Origin of the sequence: Amycolatopsis nalaikhensis (assembly GCF_030264295.1) — a bacterium.
Taxonomy (GTDB): Bacteria; Actinomycetota; Actinomycetes; order Mycobacteriales; family Pseudonocardiaceae; genus Amycolatopsis; species Amycolatopsis nalaikhensis.
Genome location: NZ_CP127173.1, coordinates 10,648,447 through 10,665,068 on the forward strand (window position 1 = coordinate 10,648,447; position 16,622 = coordinate 10,665,068).

16 protein-coding genes and 2 pseudogenes are annotated in these 16,622 nt (G+C 71.2%); 12 read left to right on the plus strand and 6 right to left on the minus strand.

Features of this window, described 5'->3' with window-relative positions; translation table 11 throughout:
• Nucleotides 1-2: 2 nt before the first annotated feature.
• Nucleotides 3-455, plus strand: a complete 453-nt coding sequence (locus tag QP939_RS51655; protein ID WP_285454341.1) for a GNAT family N-acetyltransferase — start codon at nucleotides 3-5, stop codon at nucleotides 453-455.
• Here QP939_RS51655 and QP939_RS51660 read toward each other — a convergent pair.
• A complete protein-coding gene (locus QP939_RS51660; protein WP_285454342.1) occupies nucleotides 452-796 on the minus strand; it encodes an oxidoreductase in 345 nt (114 codons plus the stop codon). The genes QP939_RS51655 and QP939_RS51660 overlap by 4 nt on opposite strands.
• Nucleotides 797-978: 182 nt before the next feature.
• On the opposite strand from QP939_RS51660, the gene lpdA reads away from it, so the two are divergent.
• The 5 genes and pseudogenes from lpdA (at nucleotide 979) to lipB (ending at nucleotide 6,515) form a co-directional block, all read left to right on the plus strand.
• Nucleotides 979-2,352, plus strand: a complete 1,374-nt coding sequence (gene lpdA, locus QP939_RS51665) for a dihydrolipoyl dehydrogenase (protein WP_285454343.1) — start codon at nucleotides 979-981, stop codon at nucleotides 2,350-2,352.
• 56 nt (nucleotides 2,353-2,408) lie between these two features.
• A pseudogene (sucB, locus tag QP939_RS51670) lies at nucleotides 2,409-4,185 on the plus strand (2-oxoglutarate dehydrogenase, E2 component, dihydrolipoamide succinyltransferase).
• Nucleotides 4,186-4,279: 94 nt separating this feature from the next.
• Nucleotides 4,280-5,155 carry a TIGR01777 family oxidoreductase gene (locus QP939_RS51675; protein WP_285454344.1) on the plus strand — a complete coding sequence of 292 codons (876 nt, stop codon included), beginning with the start codon at nucleotides 4,280-4,282 and terminating at the stop codon, nucleotides 5,153-5,155.
• Nucleotides 5,152-5,775, plus strand: a complete 624-nt coding sequence (locus tag QP939_RS51680; RefSeq protein ID WP_285454346.1) for a phosphatase PAP2 family protein — start codon at nucleotides 5,152-5,154, stop codon at nucleotides 5,773-5,775. Before QP939_RS51675 ends, QP939_RS51680 begins: the two co-directional genes overlap by 4 nt.
• Complete coding sequence (gene lipB / locus QP939_RS51685; RefSeq protein WP_285454348.1) at nucleotides 5,772-6,515, plus strand: lipoyl(octanoyl) transferase LipB; 744 nt, start codon at nucleotides 5,772-5,774, stop codon at nucleotides 6,513-6,515. The genes QP939_RS51680 and lipB overlap by 4 nt, the downstream gene beginning before the upstream one ends.
• Before the next feature lie 88 nt (nucleotides 6,516-6,603).
• Here the strand turns inward: lipB and QP939_RS51690 are convergent, their stop codons facing one another.
• Nucleotides 6,604-7,539 (minus strand): LLM class F420-dependent oxidoreductase, encoded by a 936-nt coding sequence (locus QP939_RS51690; RefSeq protein WP_285454349.1) that lies wholly within the window; start codon nucleotides 7,537-7,539, stop codon nucleotides 6,604-6,606.
• Between the two features lie 5 nt (nucleotides 7,540-7,544).
• Nucleotides 7,545-8,156 carry a TetR/AcrR family transcriptional regulator gene (locus QP939_RS51695; protein WP_285454350.1) on the minus strand — a complete coding sequence of 204 codons (612 nt, stop codon included), beginning with the start codon at nucleotides 8,154-8,156 and terminating at the stop codon, nucleotides 7,545-7,547.
• Nucleotides 8,157-8,287: 131 nt separating this feature from the next.
• Between QP939_RS51695 and QP939_RS51700 the strand changes: the two genes are divergently transcribed.
• The 4 genes and pseudogenes from QP939_RS51700 to QP939_RS51715 all read left to right on the plus strand — a co-directional run bounded on the left by QP939_RS51700 (nucleotide 8,288) and on the right by QP939_RS51715 (nucleotide 11,492).
• Nucleotides 8,288-8,809, plus strand: coding sequence for a hypothetical protein (locus tag QP939_RS51700; protein WP_285454352.1), 522 nt, complete (start codon nucleotides 8,288-8,290; stop codon nucleotides 8,807-8,809).
• Between the two features lie 18 nt (nucleotides 8,810-8,827).
• A pseudogene (locus QP939_RS51705) lies at nucleotides 8,828-9,767 on the plus strand (oxidoreductase).
• 25 nt (nucleotides 9,768-9,792) lie between these two features.
• Complete coding sequence (gene lipA / locus QP939_RS51710) at nucleotides 9,793-10,794, plus strand: lipoyl synthase (protein WP_285454354.1); 1,002 nt, start codon at nucleotides 9,793-9,795, stop codon at nucleotides 10,792-10,794.
• A 44-nt stretch (nucleotides 10,795-10,838) separates the two neighbouring features.
• On the plus strand, nucleotides 10,839-11,492 hold the full coding sequence (locus tag QP939_RS51715; protein ID WP_285454355.1) for a DedA family protein: 654 nt from the start codon (nucleotides 10,839-10,841) through the stop codon (nucleotides 11,490-11,492).
• Nucleotides 11,493-11,580: 88 nt separating this feature from the next.
• On the opposite strand, the gene QP939_RS51720 is transcribed toward QP939_RS51715, so the two are convergent.
• The 3 genes from QP939_RS51720 to QP939_RS51730 form a co-directional block, all read right to left on the minus strand.
• Entirely contained in the window at nucleotides 11,581-12,330 is a 750-nt protein-coding gene (locus QP939_RS51720) for a hypothetical protein (protein WP_285454357.1), read from the minus strand.
• A gap of 2 nt (nucleotides 12,331-12,332) precedes the next feature.
• The gene (locus tag QP939_RS51725; protein ID WP_285454359.1) at nucleotides 12,333-12,899 is read right to left on the minus strand and encodes a papain-like cysteine protease family protein; all 567 of its coding nucleotides are present in this window, start codon (nucleotides 12,897-12,899) and stop codon (nucleotides 12,333-12,335) included.
• A 99-nt stretch (nucleotides 12,900-12,998) separates the two neighbouring features.
• On the minus strand, nucleotides 12,999-13,949 hold the full coding sequence (locus QP939_RS51730; RefSeq protein ID WP_285454360.1) for a LysR family transcriptional regulator: 951 nt from the start codon (nucleotides 13,947-13,949) through the stop codon (nucleotides 12,999-13,001).
• A gap of 69 nt (nucleotides 13,950-14,018) precedes the next feature.
• Between QP939_RS51730 and QP939_RS51735 the strand changes: the two genes are divergently transcribed.
• Nucleotides 14,019-14,888: a patatin-like phospholipase family protein gene (locus tag QP939_RS51735; protein ID WP_285454361.1), complete on the plus strand. Its 870-nt coding sequence runs from the start codon at nucleotides 14,019-14,021 to the stop codon at nucleotides 14,886-14,888.
• A gap of 104 nt (nucleotides 14,889-14,992) precedes the next feature.
• The gene (locus QP939_RS51740; protein ID WP_285454362.1) at nucleotides 14,993-16,201 is read left to right on the plus strand and encodes a L,D-transpeptidase; all 1,209 of its coding nucleotides are present in this window, start codon (nucleotides 14,993-14,995) and stop codon (nucleotides 16,199-16,201) included.
• The last annotated feature ends 421 nt before the right edge of the window (nucleotides 16,202-16,622 follow it).

Below are 16,622 nucleotides of genomic sequence, written 5' to 3' on the forward strand. Positions count from 1 at the left end.
CGGTGACCATCCTCACCGTGGAGAAGATCACCCCCGAGAACGTCGCCGCCGCGTGCCAGCTGGCCGTCCAGCCGCACCAGAAGAAGTTCGTCGCCCCCGTCGCGGTCTCGCTCGCCGAGGCGTACGCCCAGCCGGAGATCGCCTGGCCGCGGGTGATCGCCGCCGACGGCGAACCCGTCGCTTTCGTGATGGGCCGCTTCGACCCGGGGGCCGAGCTCGACTTCTTCCGCTGCGCGATCTGGCGGCTCAACGTCGGCGCCTGCGTCCAGGGCCGCGGCTACGGCAAGTTCGCCGTCGAAACCGTCCTCGACGAGGCCCGGACACGGGGCAACACCCTCGCGACCGTGCTGTGGCTCCCGGGCGACGACGGCCCGGAACGGTTCTACCTCAAGCTGGGCTTCCGGCCCACGGGCCAGACCCACCACGGCGAGGTCGTCGGGCGGATCGAGCTCTAGACCTGGCCGCGCTTCTTGCGCTCGGTGTACTCGCGCATGCGCTTCGGGTAGCCGACCCGCGCGACCTCGTAGACCGGGATCGACCGGCGCTGCCCGAACTGCTGGGCCGCTTCGAGGCTGCCGATGCGGCGGCGGGTCCACTCGCCGTCGTGGGCGATCAACACCACAGTGGTCTCCGTGACGTTCGTCCGGGGCTCCACATAGGCCTCGACGCCGCGGCGGGCGCTCGCCCACTCGTCGAGGTGGCGGGTGTCCTCGGAGCTGGCTTTCCGCAGCGTACCGGCCCGCTGACCACCCTTGGCCCGCCTGCGCAGCGAGTCGAAGAGCCCCACCACGACCACCTTCCCTCCCGAGACCTACGCCACTCATTATCCCGATGTCCGCGTGTGGTCGGTGTCGCACACCCGGCTAGGTCGCAGTCCCGTTCGGCGTAGTGACAAGATGGCGGATGTCGCGCGCGCGGTTATACCGGGCGCGTGCGGCGACAGAGCATCACCCCACCGCTTGCCGAGGAGTTATTGAAGTGACCGACACCTCCGCCGACCTTGTGATCCTGGGAGGCGGATCGGGCGGCTACGCCGCGGCTTTCCGCGCGGCCGAGCTGGGCCTTTCCGTCACGCTGATCGAGAAGGACAAGCTGGGCGGGACGTGCCTCCACCGGGGCTGCATCCCGACCAAGGCCCTGCTGCACGCCGCCGAGGTCGCCGACGAGACCCGGGAAGCCGAGGCGGTCGGCGTCAAGGCCGCCTTCGAGGGCATCGACATCGCCGGGGTCAACAAGTACAAGGACGGGATCGTCGCCCGCCTGTACAAGGGCCTGCAGGGCCTGGCCAAGGCGCACAAGGTGAACCTCGTCGAGGGCAGCGGCACGTTCGTCGGCGGCACGACCGTCGAGGTGGACGGCACCCGCTACACCGGCAAGAACGTCATCCTCGCCACCGGCTCGTACTCGCGCACGCTGCCCGGCCTGGAGCTCGGCGGCCGCATCATCGCCAGCGAGCAGGCCCTCGCCCTCGACTACGTCCCCAAGAAGGTCGTGGTGCTGGGCGGCGGCGTCATCGGCGTCGAGTTCGCCAGCGTCTGGGCCTCCTTCGGCGTGGACGTCACCATCGTCGAGGCGCTGCCGCGGCTGGTCCCGAACGAGGACGAGTTCGCGTCCAAGCAGCTCGAGCGCGCCTTCCGCCGCCGCAAGATCGCCTTCAAGACCGGCGTGAAGTTCACCGGCGCGAAGCAGGACGACAACGGCGTGAGCGTCTCGCTGGAGTCCGGCGAGACCATCGACGCCGACCTGCTGCTGGTCGCCGTCGGCCGCGGGCCGAACTCGGCGGGCCACGGCTACGAGGAGGCCGGCGTCAAGATCGAGCGCGGCTTCGTCCTCACCGACGACCGCCTGCGCACCAACCTGCCGAACGTCTACGCCGTCGGCGACATCGTCCCGGGCCTGCAGCTCGCGCACCGCGGCTTCCAGCAGGGCATCTTCGTCGCCGAGGAGATCGCCGGGCTGAACCCGCGCGTCATCGACGAGAGCGGCATCCCGCGCGTCACCTACTCGCACCCGGAGGTCGCGTCGGTCGGGCTGACCGAGTCGCAGGCCAAGGACAAGTACGGCTCGGACGTCACGACGTTCACCTACGACCTCGGCGGCAACGGCAAGAGCCAGATCCTCAAGACCTCCGGCGGGGTCAAGCTGGTCAAGGCCCCGGACGGCCCGGTCGTGGGCGTCCACATGGTCGGCGACCGCGTCGGCGAGCTGATCGGCGAGGCGCAGCTGATCTACAGCTGGGAGGCCTTCCCCGAGGACGTCGCGCCCCTCATCCACGCCCACCCGACCCAGACCGAGGCCCTCGGTGAAGCGTTCCTCGCCCTCGCGGGGAAGCCGCTGCACGTGCACAGCTGACGTCCTGACCGCAGAATCCAGACACCGCAGAATCTTGAAAAGGGAGTCAGCGAACGATGGCCTACTCCGTCACACTGCCGGAAGCTCGGGGAGAGCGTCACCGAAGGCACCGTCACCCGGTGGCTTAAGCAGGAGGGCGACACCGTCGAGGTCGACGAGCCGTTGCTCGAGATCTCGACCGACAAGGTCGACACCGAGGTGCCCTCCCCGGTGGCGGGCACGGTCGTGAAGATCAGCGCCCAGGAGGACGAGACCGTCGAGGTCGGCGGCGAGCTCGCCGTGATCGACGACGGCACCGGCGGCGTGCCGGAGTCCTCCGCCTCCGCCGCCCCGGCGCAGGAAGAGCAGCAGCCCGAGCCGCAGCAGGAGTCCGCTCCGGAGCCGCAGGCCCAGGACAGCGCGCCGAGCAAGCCGGACACCGCGCCGGCCGCCGGTGGTGAGGGCACCGAGGTGAAGCTGCCCGAGCTGGGCGAGAGCGTCACCGAGGGCACCGTCACGCGGTGGCTGAAGGCGGTCGGCGACTCGGTCGAGGTCGACGAGCCGCTGCTCGAGATCTCCACCGACAAGGTCGACACCGAGGTGCCGTCGCCGGTGGCGGGCACCGTGCTGGAGATCCGCGCGGGCGAGGACGAGACCGTCGAGGTCGGCGGCGTCCTGGCCGTGATCGGTGACGCGAACGCGGCACCGAAGGCCGAGGCGAAGCCGGAGCCCAAGCCCGAGCCGAAGCCGGAACCCAAGCCGGAGCCGAAGCCTGAGCCGGTCCAGCAGGCCAAGCCCGAGCCCAAGCCGGAACCGAAGCCCGAGCCGCAGGCCGCCCCGGCCTCGGCCGCGACGCAGGCGGCCCCGGCCGCCGCGGCGAAGGACGGCTCGGCGGACGGCCCGTACGTCACGCCGCTGGTCCGCAAGCTGGCGTCCGAGCACGGCATCGACCTCGCGTCGCTGACCGGCAGCGGCGTCGGCGGCCGGATCCGCAAGCAGGACGTCCTGGCCGCGGCCGAGGAGAAGCAGAAGCAGCAGGCCCCGGCGCCCGCCGCCGCCCCGGCCGCCGCGGCCGCCCCGTCGGCGCCCGCCGCGCGTCCGGCCGCGCCGGTGTCGCCGGAACTGGCCGCGCTGCGCGGCACGGTCCAGAAGGCCAGCCGGATCCGCCAGATCACGGCCACCAAGACCCGCGAGTCGCTGCAGATCGCCGCGCAGCTCACGCAGGTCCAGGAGGTCGACGTCACGAAGATCGCCAAGCTGCGCTCGCGGGCGAAGGCGGCCTTCAAGGAGCGCGAGGGCGTCAACCTGACGTTCCTGCCGTTCTTCGCGAAGGCCACGGTCGAGGCGCTCAAGCAGCACCCGAACGTCAACGCGTCCTACAACGAGGACACGAAGGAGATCACCTACCACGGCGCCGTGCACCTGGGCATCGCGGTGGACACCGAGCGCGGGCTGCTCTCGGTCGTGATCCACGACGCGGGCGAGCTGAGCCTGGCCGGGCTCGCGCACCGCATCGCCGACCTGGCGGGCCGCGCGCGGTCGGGCCAGATCAAGCCGGACGAGCTGTCGGGCGGCACGTTCTCGATCACGAACATCGGCAGCGTCGGCGCGCTGTTCGACACGCCGATCATCGTGCAGCCGCAGTCGGGCATCCTCGGCACCGGCGCGGTCGTCAAGCGCCCGGTGGTCATCGCGGACGCCGACGGCAATGACACGATCGCCATCCGGTCGATGGCGTACCTGCCGCTGACCTACGACCACCGCCTGGTGGACGGGGCCGACGCGGGCCGCTTCCTGATGACGATCAAGCAGCGCCTGGAAGAGGGCAACTTCGAGGGCGAACTCGGCCTCTGAAGTCTCCGCTGACGAAGGCCGCCACGGTTTTTCCGTGGCGGCCTTCGCCGTGTCCGGGAGTGCGTTCGCGCAGCGGATGCGCAACGATCGAAGCATGCGAGTACTCATCGCCGGAGCGAGCGGCTTGATCGGGTCGGCGCTGGGCGAGCGCCTGCTGCGCGACGGGCACGAAGTCCGCCGCCTGGTGCGGCGGGAAGCGCGCGGCGGCGGGGAATTCCGCTGGGACCCGCCGTCCGGCACCATCGCCGACGGTGCCTTCGAAGGCGTGGACGCCGTCGTGAACCTGGGCGGCAAGCCGTTGTTCCCCGGCCGCTGGAGCGCGATGCGCAAGCAGGAGCTCACCGACAGCCGGGTCGAGCCGACCGAGGTGCTCGCCGAAGCCGTCGCCGAACACGGCGTCGGGGTGCTCGTCAACGCTTCCGCCGTCGGGTACTACGGGAACGCCGGATCGTCCATTGTGGATGAGTCGGCGCCGCGCGGGCGCGGGTTCCTCGCCGAACTCTGCGAAGCGTGGGAAGGGGCGACGTCGGCGGCCGGCGAGGCGCGGGTCGTGCGCATCCGGACCGGGCTGGTGCTGTCGGCGAAGGGCGGCCTGTACGGCACGCTGCGCCCGCTCTTCCAGCTGTGCCTGGGCGGGCGGCTCGGCGACGGCCGCCAGTTCATGCCGTGGATCGCCCTCGAGGACGAGGTCGGCGCGATCGCGCACGTCCTGACGCACGACGACCTGGCGGGCCCGGTGAACCTCACCGGCCCGGCGCCGGTGACGAACGCCGAGTTCACCCGCGCGGTCGGCCGGGCGCTGCACCGGCCGGCGCCGTGGTGGGTGCCCGGGATCGCGCTCAAGACCGTGCTCGGCCAGGCCGGCGAGGAGATGGCGTTGTTCGGGCAGCGGGCCGTCCCGGCGGCGCTCGAGCGGTCCGGGTACGAGTTCCGCCACCGGACCCTGGACAGCGCGCTCGCCGCGGCATGACCGTCCCGCTCAAGCGCTGGCTCGTCGTCGGGTTCGCGCTGGCGGCGGCGTTCGTCGCGCTCGGCCTCGGCGTCGCGCGGCACCCGCTGACGCTCGATTCCCAGGTCGCCAGCGCCCTCCACGGCGTCTACACGCAGCCGCTCGGGAAGGCGGCCGAGATCGGCAGCGACGTCCTCGGCCCGGTCCTCCCCTGGATCCTCGGCGTGGCACTGGTCGCCTTGGCGCTGCGGCAGCGGCAGCACACGGGGTTGTGCGTGCGGCTGGCCGTCGTGCTGGTGCTGTGCCGGCTGACCAGCCTGGCGTTCAAGCCGCTCTTCCTGCGGGAGCGCCCGCGCGACTACCCGGACCTGAGCTACCCGAGCGGGCACGTGACGTCGGTGGCGAGCACGGGGTTCGTGCTGGTGCTGCTGTGCGCGTGGCTGTGGCCGCGGCTCGTCAAGCGCGTCGCGCTGGCCTCGGCGGTTGCCGTGGTGCTGTCGGCGCTGTGCCGGGTCCTGCTCGGCGTGCACTGGGTGTCGGACACGATCGGCGCAGTGCTGGCCGTGACGGGTGTCGGGCTGCTCTCAGCGTGCGCCTTGCGGCTGCTTCCCCCGGGTGACGGGCGTAGCCTCGACGGGTGAGTCCTTCCCGCACTTCCTGCCGCGCCAGCACCGAGCCCGTCGACGTCCGCGAACTCGGCACGATCGACTACACCGAAGCCTGGGAGCTCCAGCGGAGCCACCTCACCGCCCGCGCCGACGGCACCGCGCCGGACACGATGCTCCTGCTGCAGCACCCGTCGGTGTACACCGCGGGCAAGCGCACGGAGCCGGCCGACCGGCCCACGGACGGCACCCCGGTGATCGACGTCGACCGCGGCGGCAAGATCACCTGGCACGGTCCCGGCCAGCTGGTCGGCTACCCGATCATCAAGCTCGGCGACCCGATCGACGTCGTCCACTACGTGCGGCGGCTCGAGGAGGCGCTGATCCACGTGTGCGACCAGCTGGGCGTGCACAGCGGCCGGGTCGAGGGCCGCAGCGGCGTCTGGATCCCGGCCGACGACCGCGGCATCGAGCGCAAGATCGCGGCGATCGGCATCCGCGTCCAGCGCGGCGTGACGATGCACGGCTTCGAGCTCAACTGCAACGCGGACCTGAAGGCGTTCGACAGCATCGTGCCGTGCGGCATCCGCGACGCGGGCGTGACGTCGCTGTCGTACGAGCTGCAGCGCGACGTCAGCGTGGAGGCGGTGCTGCCGCTGGCCCGCGACGCGGTCCTGGCGGCGCTGGAAGGCGACCTGCCGGTGAGCGAGGACCGCTGGCTGCCTCGCCCCGAGGCCCCGAAGGCGCCGGGCGTCACCTTCGCCCTGCAGAACTGACCAAGCGCCCCAAGGTGGCCTTGGTTGCGTCTGACGCACCCAAGGTGGCCTTCGGTGCGTCGGACGCACCGAAGGCCACCTTGGGGCGCTAGTCCAGCTGCGGGGCGACCTCGGCCGCGATCAGCTCGAGCTGGTCGAGGTCCGACAGGTCCAGCAGCTGCAGGTAGAGCCGGGTGATCCCGGTCTTCTCCCGCCACTGCCCGATCCGGTCGACGACCTCGGCGGGCGTCCCGGCCAGGCCGTTCGCGCGCAGCTCGGTGAGGTCCCGGCCGATCGCCGAAGCCCGCTGCCCGACCTCCGCGTCGGAGCGTCCCACGGCGATGGTCAGCGCCACCGACCGCAGGATCTCCTTGGGGTCGCGGCCGATCTCCCGCGCCGCCGCCTCGACGCGAGCGAACTGCGCCGCCGACGTCTCGGGGTCGGCGAAGGGCAGGTTGAACTCGTCGGCGAACCGCGCGGCCAGCTCCGGGGTGCGCTTCTTGCCGCTCCCGCCGATGATCACCGGCGGCGCGGGCTGCTGCGCCGGCTTCGGCAGCGCGGGCGAGTCCGTCAGCGTGTAGTACCGCCCGGCGAAGGAGTACGTCGAGCCCGGCGGCGTCTTCCACAGGCCGGTGACGATCTCGAGCTGCTCGGCGTAGCGGTCGAAGCGCTCCTTCAGCGGCGGCAGCGTCAGGCCGTACGCCGCGTGTTCGGCGTCGTACCAGCCGGCGCCGAGCCCGAACTCGACGCGACCGCCGGACATCTGGTCGACCTGCGCGACCGAGATGGCCAGCGGACCCGGGTGCCGGAACGTCGCCGCCGTGACGAGCGTGCCGAGCCGGATCCGGTTGGTCTCCCGGGCCAGGCCGGCCAGGGTGATCCAGGCGTCGGTCGGGCCGGGCAGGCCGTCGGCCGAACCCATCTTCAGGTAGTGGTCGCTGCGGAAGAAGGCGTCGTACCCGGCGGCTTCGGTCGCCTCGGCGACGCGCAGCAGGTCGTCGTAGCTGGCCCCTTGCTGGGGCTCGGTGAAGATCCTCAAGTCCACGAAGATCAGCCTATAGAGACGTCGGGCTCCGTGCGCCGCAGGCGGACCAGCATGCGGACGATGACGTCCTCGATCTCGGCGCCGACCTTCTTCGGGTCGGGCGAACTGGCGATTTCGGTCGCCGCGCTCGACAGGGCGCCGAACAGCAGCCGCGCGGTGACCTCGACCGGCACCGGCTCGACCTCGCCCGCGTCGATCAGGGACTGCAGACCGGAGCGCACGAGCCCGAAGCTGCACCGCTCCTCGGCTTCGCGCCAGCGTTCCCAGCCCATCACGACCGGCGCCTCGTGGATGGCGATCCGCTGGTAGGCGGGGTCGAGGCAGGCGCGGATGAACGCGTTGAGCCCGCCGAGCGCGCGTTCCCACGGCGTGCCGTCGCCGTTCACGATCTTGTCGAGCCGGTCGTAGACGAGGCTTTCGACCTGGTCGAACGCGGCCTCGAAGAGGGCCTGCTTGCCGCTGAAGTGGTGGTAGAGCGCACCCTTCGTCACGCGTGCGCGCTTGGCGATCTCGTCGAGCGACGTGCCCGCGTAGCCCCGTTTCGTGAACAGTTCCACCGCGCTGTCGACCAGCGCCGACCGCGTCGACTCGGAGTAGTCGAGTCGTCTGGACCTCATTGTCGCCACCTTCACAACCTTACGCCCGGAGGATCTCTCCATACTCATGGTATGTTCGCCGTGTCAGGTCCGTACCGGGAGTATGCCGCAGACCCGCGGTATGACCCGGGCCACGGAAGGGGAGCCACACGATGAGCTGGACCGACTTCTACCGACGTCAAGAAATCCTCGAAGCCACCGTCCGCCTGGCGGGCCGCAACCCGGCCGAGCCGCTGCCGCTGGAGGAGGTCCCCGGCGCCGAAGAGCACTTCGGCACCGAGGAGAACGTCCTGCTGGCGCTGCAGTACCAGTGGACGAGGACGCTGAGCGGCCGCCTGCGTGCCGAGGTCACCGACCCGGACGACGCCGACGGCCTCGGCGACCACGTCGACGCCGTCACCCGCGCGTGGCGCGCCGCCGTCGAGGAGCACGAGGCCCTGCGCGAGGTGCTCGACCACGCTTACGAGCGGTACGCGTCGCTGCGCCGGATGCACGAGGGTGAGCTGCGGATGCTCGCCGTCACGGCCGGGCTGGCCGACCCGCGCGAACCGGCCGACGAGATCGTCAAGGTGGGCCACGCGCTCGAGGCGCTGCTGCGCACGAGCCGCTCGGAAACACCTCGCCGCCGTCCCGTCATGGGACACCTGCGGCGCCTGCTCGCGCCCAGTGCGTAAACAGGGTTTAGTACACGCATGACGGAGCGCTGGACCGACGCCGACATCCCCGACCAGAGCGGCCGCACGGTGGTCGTCACCGGGGCGAATTCGGGGCTCGGCCTGCGCACCGCCGAGGTGCTCGCGGCCAAGGGGGCCCGCGTGTTCCTCGCCTGCCGCTCCGCCGAACGCGGGGCGAAGGCACTGGACATCATCAAGACGGCCGCCGCGGGCGCCGAACCGGGAGCTCGTCCCACTGGACCTGAGCGAGCTCGCTTCGGTGCGCGCGGCGGCCGCGTCGGTGCGGGAGCGCACCGGCGACGCGCTGGACGTCCTGGTCAACAACGCGGGCGTGATGGCGACCGCCCGCGGCCGCACCGCCGACGGCTTCGAGCTGCAGTTCGGCACCAACTACCTCGGCCACGCGGCGCTGACGTGGCTGCTGATGCCCGCCCTCCGCGGCCGGGTCGTCACGCTGTCGAGCCTGGCCGCGGTCGGCGCCCGGATCCACCTCGACGACCCGAACGGCGAGCACCGCCGCTACCACGCGGCCGCCGCGTACGGGCAGTCGAAGCTCGCGAACCAGGTCTTCACGCTCGAACTCGACCGGCGGCTGCGCGCGTCCGGCGGCGACGTCATCAGCGTCGCGGCCCACCCGGGCTACACGGCGACCGGCCTCGGCAGCGGCATGGCCCGCTCGTACTCGAACACGCTGGTCCGTTCGGCGATCGCGGGCGCCCACCGCATCGGCGAGGCGCTGTTCGCGCAGAACGTCCGCCAGGGAGCCCTGCCGCAGCTGTACGCGGCCACCGCCGACGGCGTCGAGGGCGGCGACTACTTCGCGCCCGGCGGGCTCGGAAACCTGCGCGGACGGCCCGTGAAGGTGCCGCCCCTCGCGGCCGCGCGCAGCGAGTCGCTGGGGTCCGCGTTGTGGGACGTCACGGCCAAGTTGACGGGCGTCACCCCCGACCCCGCGTAGCCCGGACGGGCGTACGGTTGAGGGCGTGAGTGCTGCGCCTGAAGGCCGGAAGCTGCTGCGCCTGGAAGTTCGCAACAGTGAGACGCCGATCGAGAAGAAGCCGTCGTGGATCAAGACGCGGGTGCGGATGGGTCCGGAGTTCACCGAACTCAAGGGTCTGGTGCGTCGCGAGGGTTTGCACACGGTCTGTGAAGAGGCTGGGTGTCCCAACATCTATGAGTGCTGGGAAGACCGTGAGGCCACGTTCCTGATCGGTGGGGACCAGTGCACCCGCCGTTGTGACTTCTGTCAGATCGACACGGGTAAGCCCGCCGCCCTCGACCGCACGGAACCGCGGAAGGTCGCGGAGTCCGTGCAGGCGATGGGGTTGCGGTACTCGACGGTCACCGGCGTGGCCCGGGACGACCTTGAGGACGGCGGCGCCTGGCTCTATGCCGAGACTGTCCGCCAGATCCACGCGCTGAACCCGGGTACCGGCGTTGAACTGCTGATCCCGGACTTCAACGCCGACCCTGCTCAGCTGGCTGAGGTGTTCGGGTCGCGGCCGGAGGTCCTGGCGCACAACGTGGAGACGGTGCCGCGGATCTTCAAGCGGATCCGCCCCGGCTTCCGCTACGCGCGATCGCTGGAAGTCATCACGAAGGCGCGTGAAGCCGGTTTGGTGACGAAGTCCAACCTGATCCTGGGCATGGGTGAGACCCCTGAAGAGGTGGCTCCGGCGATGCAGGATCTGGTCGACGCCGGGTGCGAGATCCTGACGATCACGCAGTACCTGCGTCCCTCGCCGCGGCACCACCCGGTGGACCGGTGGGTGAAGCCGGAGGAGTTCGTCGAGCACTCCCAGGCCGCCGAGGCGATGGGCTTCGCCGGGGTCATGGCCGGGCCGCTGGTGCGCTCGTCCTACCGCGCGGGACGGCTCTACGCCCAGACCAAGGCCCACCGCGGCGAGGTTCTCCCGGAGAACCTGGCCCACCTGGCGGCCGAAGGCCCCGCGGCCCAGGAAGCGGCGTCGCTGCTGGCACGGTGACGCACGTCACCCCACCGACCTTAAAGGATCGGTAAAGTGGCGGCATGGCCCTGGTTTCGGACCTCCTCGGCTGGTTGCAAGGACTCCCGGAACCGGGGCTCGTCGCGGCGACCGGCGGCCTCGTGTTCGCCGAATGCACGATCGGGCTGGGTTTCCTGGCCCCCGGCGAATCCGGGCTCCTCATCGCGGCGACGACGGCGAACACGGTCGCGCGGTTCGCGGCACTGTGGACGGTCGTCACGCTCTGCGCGACGGCGGGTGACGCGCTCGGCTACTTCATCGGCCGCCGCTTCGGTCCCCGCCTGCGCGAGACGAAGCTGATCCGCAAGTACGGCCTCGACGCGTGGGACAAGGCGACGGGCGTCCTCGAACGCCGCGGCACGTGGGCGGTGTTCTTCGCCCGGTTCCTGCCGGTGATCCGCACGCTGACCCCGGCCGCGGCGGGAACGTCGGGCCTGCCGTTCCGCAAGTTCCTCCCGGCCGCCGCGGCGGGCGCGTTCTGCTGGTCCCTGGTCCACATCAGCATCGGCGCGGCGCTGGGCGAAGCGGCGAAACGCATCGAAGGCGCGTTGAACACGGGCGGCCTGGTCGTGGTCGGCGTGCTCGCGGCGGTCGCGGTGTTCTTCTTGCTGCGCTTGAAGAAGCGCAAGGCGCTGGCCGAGCCGGAGCCCGAACCCGAGCCCGAGCGCGTGCCCTGACCCACCCGGAGGTCGCGAATGACTCATTCGGGACCTCGGAGGTCCCGAATGAGTCATTCGCGGCAGCTGCCGGAAAGCCCTCCCGGCGTCAGCGGCGGGCGCGCGCCGCCTTGCCGGTGGCCCAGCCGATCAAGCCGAGCGCCAGCAGCGCCCCACCGGCGACGAACGGCCAGGATCCAGTGCCCGGCGCGGGCGACGGCGCCGGCGTCGCGGCGAGGTCGTACCCGCCGAGCTTGCCCTGTGCCCGGTAGGCCGAACCGGGCAGCTTGTCGCCGTACAGGCGGTGCACCAGCTGCTGGTACGCCGCCACCGTGACGCCGTCGCCCACGCGGCCGCGGGCCGGGTCGTTGAGCGGCAGCACGCGGCCGTCGCGGATCCGGTACCACGCGTTGACCTGCGGTTCGGTGAACACCTCGGCACCACCCGCGCGGGCCGGGTAGGTCAGCTCCTCGGTGCCGGTGGTGAAGTTGGTCGCGGTCCAGCCGGCCGCGTCGCGGGTCACCCACACCGTCGCCTGACGGCCGGTCGAGGCCCGCGTCCGCACCGCGTAGTAGGCGAACGACGCCGGCTTCGCCCCGGGCGTCCCGGCGACGAACGCGGGATCGAGCGAATAGACGCTCACCGGCGCACCGTCCACTTCGGGCACTTGCGAGACGTCGGCGCGCGAGACGCCCGCCCGCCGGTCGAGCTGGCTGAAGAACGCCGAAAGCTGCGCGTCCGCCGACTTGACCGCCGCGACGACCTCATCCGACGGCGACGAAGCCGAAGCCTGGCCCCCGAACCCGAGCGCGAGTGCCGCACCGGCGAGCAGGACGGCGAATCCACGGAAGAGCTTCATGGTCACGCCCCGATCCGGTAGAGGGACTGCGCCCACTGGAACTGTCCATTGCGGACGTAGCTCGAGTGCGCCATCGCGCTGTAGCGCTGGCTGCTCGGCCACGGGTCGCCGTAGTAGACGAGGCCGCTGCTGTCGTAGCCGTAGATCACCTGGGCGTGGCCGCCGCCCGCGGTCCAGTAGATGCCCGTCTCGATCGGGCGGCGGCCGGTGATCTCGCTCTGCACCGACGCGAAGCTGAGCGCGCCGGTCACCGTGCCGGGCCGCAGCCCGAGCGCCTGGTAGCCGCGCTGCACCCAGGTCAGCTCGCCGGCCTGGTTGGGGCACTGCGCACCGGCCGGGTAGCCGCGGGAGTAGTCGCAGAAGGTGTTCTGGCTGACGCTGGTTCCGTAGCCGAGGAACCGCGCGATGGTCAGGCCGCTGGCGGCCCAGCACCACTGGTTCTGCTCCTGCACCAGCTGGCTGATCGGCAGGGTCGTGGCGGCCTCGGGTGCCGCGGTCGCGGGCGGGGAGAGCAGGCCGGTGAGGGCGGCGCACAGCACACCGAGCGCCGTTGCTCGTCTGAAGCGCATTCGTTGCTCCTTGTCGGCAACAGGTGGGGACTTCGTGAGCCTCTCCCGTCGCCGCGCCGGGCAGTAATCCCAGCGGGGATAACACCGGCGTTATGCCGCCTACCGGGCGACCGCGAGCGCGTGGTCCCGGCACCAGCGCGCGAAATGCGGATTCCGTTGCCGCGACGCCGCATACGCCACTTCCGCGCACCGGAACACCTTGTCGGTCGTCGGTGTGCGGGCGTCGTCGTCACGCGTGGCGAACAGCAGGGTCGTCCACAGCGGGTCCCCGGCGAGCGGCAGCGCGACCAGCCCGGGCGGCGGCGCCGAAGCCGCCTGCGCGAGGCAGACGGCGCCCTGGGCGATCAGCGTGCCCGCGGTCCCCGCCTCCGACGTGAAGTGCCGCACGCGCGGGCTGAACCCGGCCGCCGCGCACGCCTGCAGGAACCGCACGCGCACGCAGTTTTCGTGCGGCGGCGGCAGGATCCAGTCGCAGTCCGCCAGGTCGGCGAGGTCGACGACGCCGTCGCGGATCGCCGGGTGCCCCTGCGCGATGCCGACGAAGATCGGCTCGGTGGCGAGCGTCCGCACGGTCAGCCCGGCGAAGTGGTGCGCCTCGGTGCCGTCGAAGTGTTCCAGCAGGGCGACGTCGACCCGCCCGGTCGAGAGGAGCTTCAGCAGCGTCAGCGACGCGGGTTCGGCGTAGGTCTGGACGTCGAGGTCCAGCTCCCCCAGCTCCTCGATGAACCGGCCGATGATGAGCAGCGGCACGTACCCGATCTTCAGCGTTTCCGCGCCGGTTTCGCCGTGCCGCCGCGCGGACGCGACGAGGGCCTGCATGTCGGACAGCAGCGCGTCGGCGCGGGCGAGCACGAACCGGCCGAGCTCGGTCGGCCGGACACCGCTGGGGCCGCGGACGAACAGCTCGCCGCCGAGGATGCGCTCGATCCGCTTGAGCTGCGCGGTGAGCGCGGGCTGGCTGACGCCGAGAACGGTGGCGGCGCGGCTGACACTGCCGCCGTCCGCGACGGCGCGGACGGCCCTGAGATGGCGCAGCTCCAGCTCGGCCACGCCAGCAGGTTAACGCCGTCTTCACGGCCCGCACGACCTGCGAAAGTCGGGCTTACTACATTCGGCGGTATGAGTCTCGCGGATCTTCCCCGGCCGGTCGGGTTCGTCCTCGGCGGGGGCGGCAGCCTCGGCGCCATGCAGGTCGGCATGCTGCGCGCGCTGACCGAGGCCGGCGTGGCCCCGGACGTCGTCGTCGGCACGTCGGTCGGCTCCCTCAACGCGGCCGTGCTGGCCCAGCCCGGCGACGACGCCTTGGCGCGCCTGCACGACATCTGGGCGCACATGACGCGCGACGAGGCGTTCCCCGGCGGCGTGCTGAGCCGGGTCCGGACGCTGACGCAGAGCAAGACGCACCTGTTCCCCAATTCCGGCCTGGCGGGGATCGTCGCCGACCACCTCGGCGCCGAAACGCGGTTCGAGGACCTGGCGCTGCCGCTCGGCGTCGTCACCACCCAGGTCGACACGGCGGAGCCGCTGCTGATCCGGTCCGGGCGACTGCTCGAGCCGTTGCTGGCCAGCTGCGCGATCCCGGGGATCTTCCCGCCGGTGGAGCACGAGGGCCGGTTGCTCTACGACGGCGGGCTCGTCGCGAACGTCCCGATGCGCCAGGCGCTGGCGATGGGCGCGAAGTCGCTGGTGGTGCTCGACTGCGCGTTCCCGGGGAAGCTGCCGGGCGAGCCGCGGACGTTCGCCGAGGTGATGATGTTCACCGCGATGATCAGCATGCGGAACCAGGCCGTGCTGGAAGCGCCGCTGGCCGCGGCGCAGGTGCCGGTGGTGTACCTGCCGGGGCCGGCGCCGGTGCGTGTGAACCCGCTCGATTTCGGGCACACGGAAGCACTGGCGGAGGAGGCGTACACGGCCGCGCGCGAGTTCCTCGAGGGGATCTCGGTGGACGGCGCCGGACTCTACGGAGCACCGGGGCTCGTCGTGACGTGATCCGCGTCACGCCGATGCACCGATCCGACGCCAAGAACGTCATCGCTATCGCGTAGTTTTGTTGACGAATGCCCGCCGATCCCAATTTCCCAAAAAGAGACAATATGCTCCCCAAGAAGATTTTACTTTCGGTGGCCGGAATCCTCGCCGGAGCACTGCTGATTTCCGCTTGCTCGTCCGGTGACGACGGCGGTTCACCCGGTGGAGCGCCCGCGTCCGGGTCCGCGTCGGCGTCGGCGACCCCGGTCGCGGTGTCGTTCGAGCCCGCCGGCGGGACCGGGGTCAACCCGGCGACGCCGGTGGTGGTGAAGGCGGCCAACGGGAAGCTCCTCGACGTCACGGTGACCAACACCGCGAAGGGGAACAAGGTCGCCGGCAAGCTGGCCGACGACGGGGCCAGCTGGACGTCGACCGAGCCGCTGGGTTACGGGGCGACGTACAAGATCGTCGCGCACGCCCAGGGCGCCGACGGGAAGCCGATCGAGCAGGACAACCAGATCACGACGCTGGCGCCGAAGAAGCAGGCGAACGCCAACCTCATCCCGGCCCCGTCCGCGGTGGCGAGCACGGGTGTGGGTGTGGGCCAGCCGATCGTGTTCAGCTTCGGCAAGATCGCCGTGAAGAACAAGGCGGCGGTCGAGAAGGCCCTGACGGTGGAGTCGTCGCCGAAGCAGGAGGGCGGCTGGTACTGGATCGACGACTCGAACGTCCACTACCGGCCGAAGGAGTACTGGAAGGCGGGCACGACGCTGAAGGTGACGGCCAAGATCTACGGCGTCGACTTCGGCAACGGCGTGTTCGGCGCGGAGGACCGTTCGGAGACGTACAAGGTCCACGACTCCTGGATCGCGAAGGCGGACGGGAACACCGAGCAGATGCAGATCTTCCACAACGGCGCGATGGTCAAGTCGATGCCGATCTCGATGGGCAAGGACGCGACGCCGACCCATTTGGGCGCGCACGTCATTTCGGACAAGCAGGCCAATTACACGATGGACTCGTGCACGTACGGCGTCTGCCCGCCCGACCCGAAGGCGTATAGGTCCAACGAGAAGTGGTCGGAGCGCATTTCGAACGACGGCGAGTTCGTCCACGAGAACCCGAACAGCGTGGGACAGCAGGGAAGTTCCAACGTGTCCCACGGCTGCATCAACCTCAACGGGGCGAACGCCCAGTGGTTCTTCCAGAACATGGGGTTGGGTGACGTGGTGGAGGTGACCAACTCCGGCGGGCCGCAGCTCCCGGTGTGGGACCTGTACGGCGACTGGTCCAAGTCCTGGGCCGACTGGCAAGCCGGGTCGGCGCTCAAGTAGAGCTGGACGTGGAGGAAGGGCCGGGGCTCGGTGTGCCCCGGCCCTTTTGTTGTGGGCTTTGGGGTTGGAGCACGCGGGTGGGCGGGGCGCTCGCGCCGGGAGGCCGCCGCGGTTGTGCCAGTGCCCGACGCTGGGCGCACTGCCGCGGCCCGCAGGCTCGAGCATGTCGCCACGGCGCTGCGCAGAACCGCATCTCGCCGGGCCTCGCGGGTCTCCCTTGGCACGGCCCAAGATCCGCCGAGATCGGAGCCGAGCCCCACCTCTGCCCGCGTCGCCGGCGCCGACCCGCGATCGATCGCCTGCGTTGCTGCCCCGCAGGTCCGGCACTCAGGTCTTCCGCCCGCGCGGCCGTCGTTCTCCGGGCATAAAGAAAGGGCCTGGGCCGGGAGACTCGCGTCTCGACCGGGCCCAGGCCCTTCCT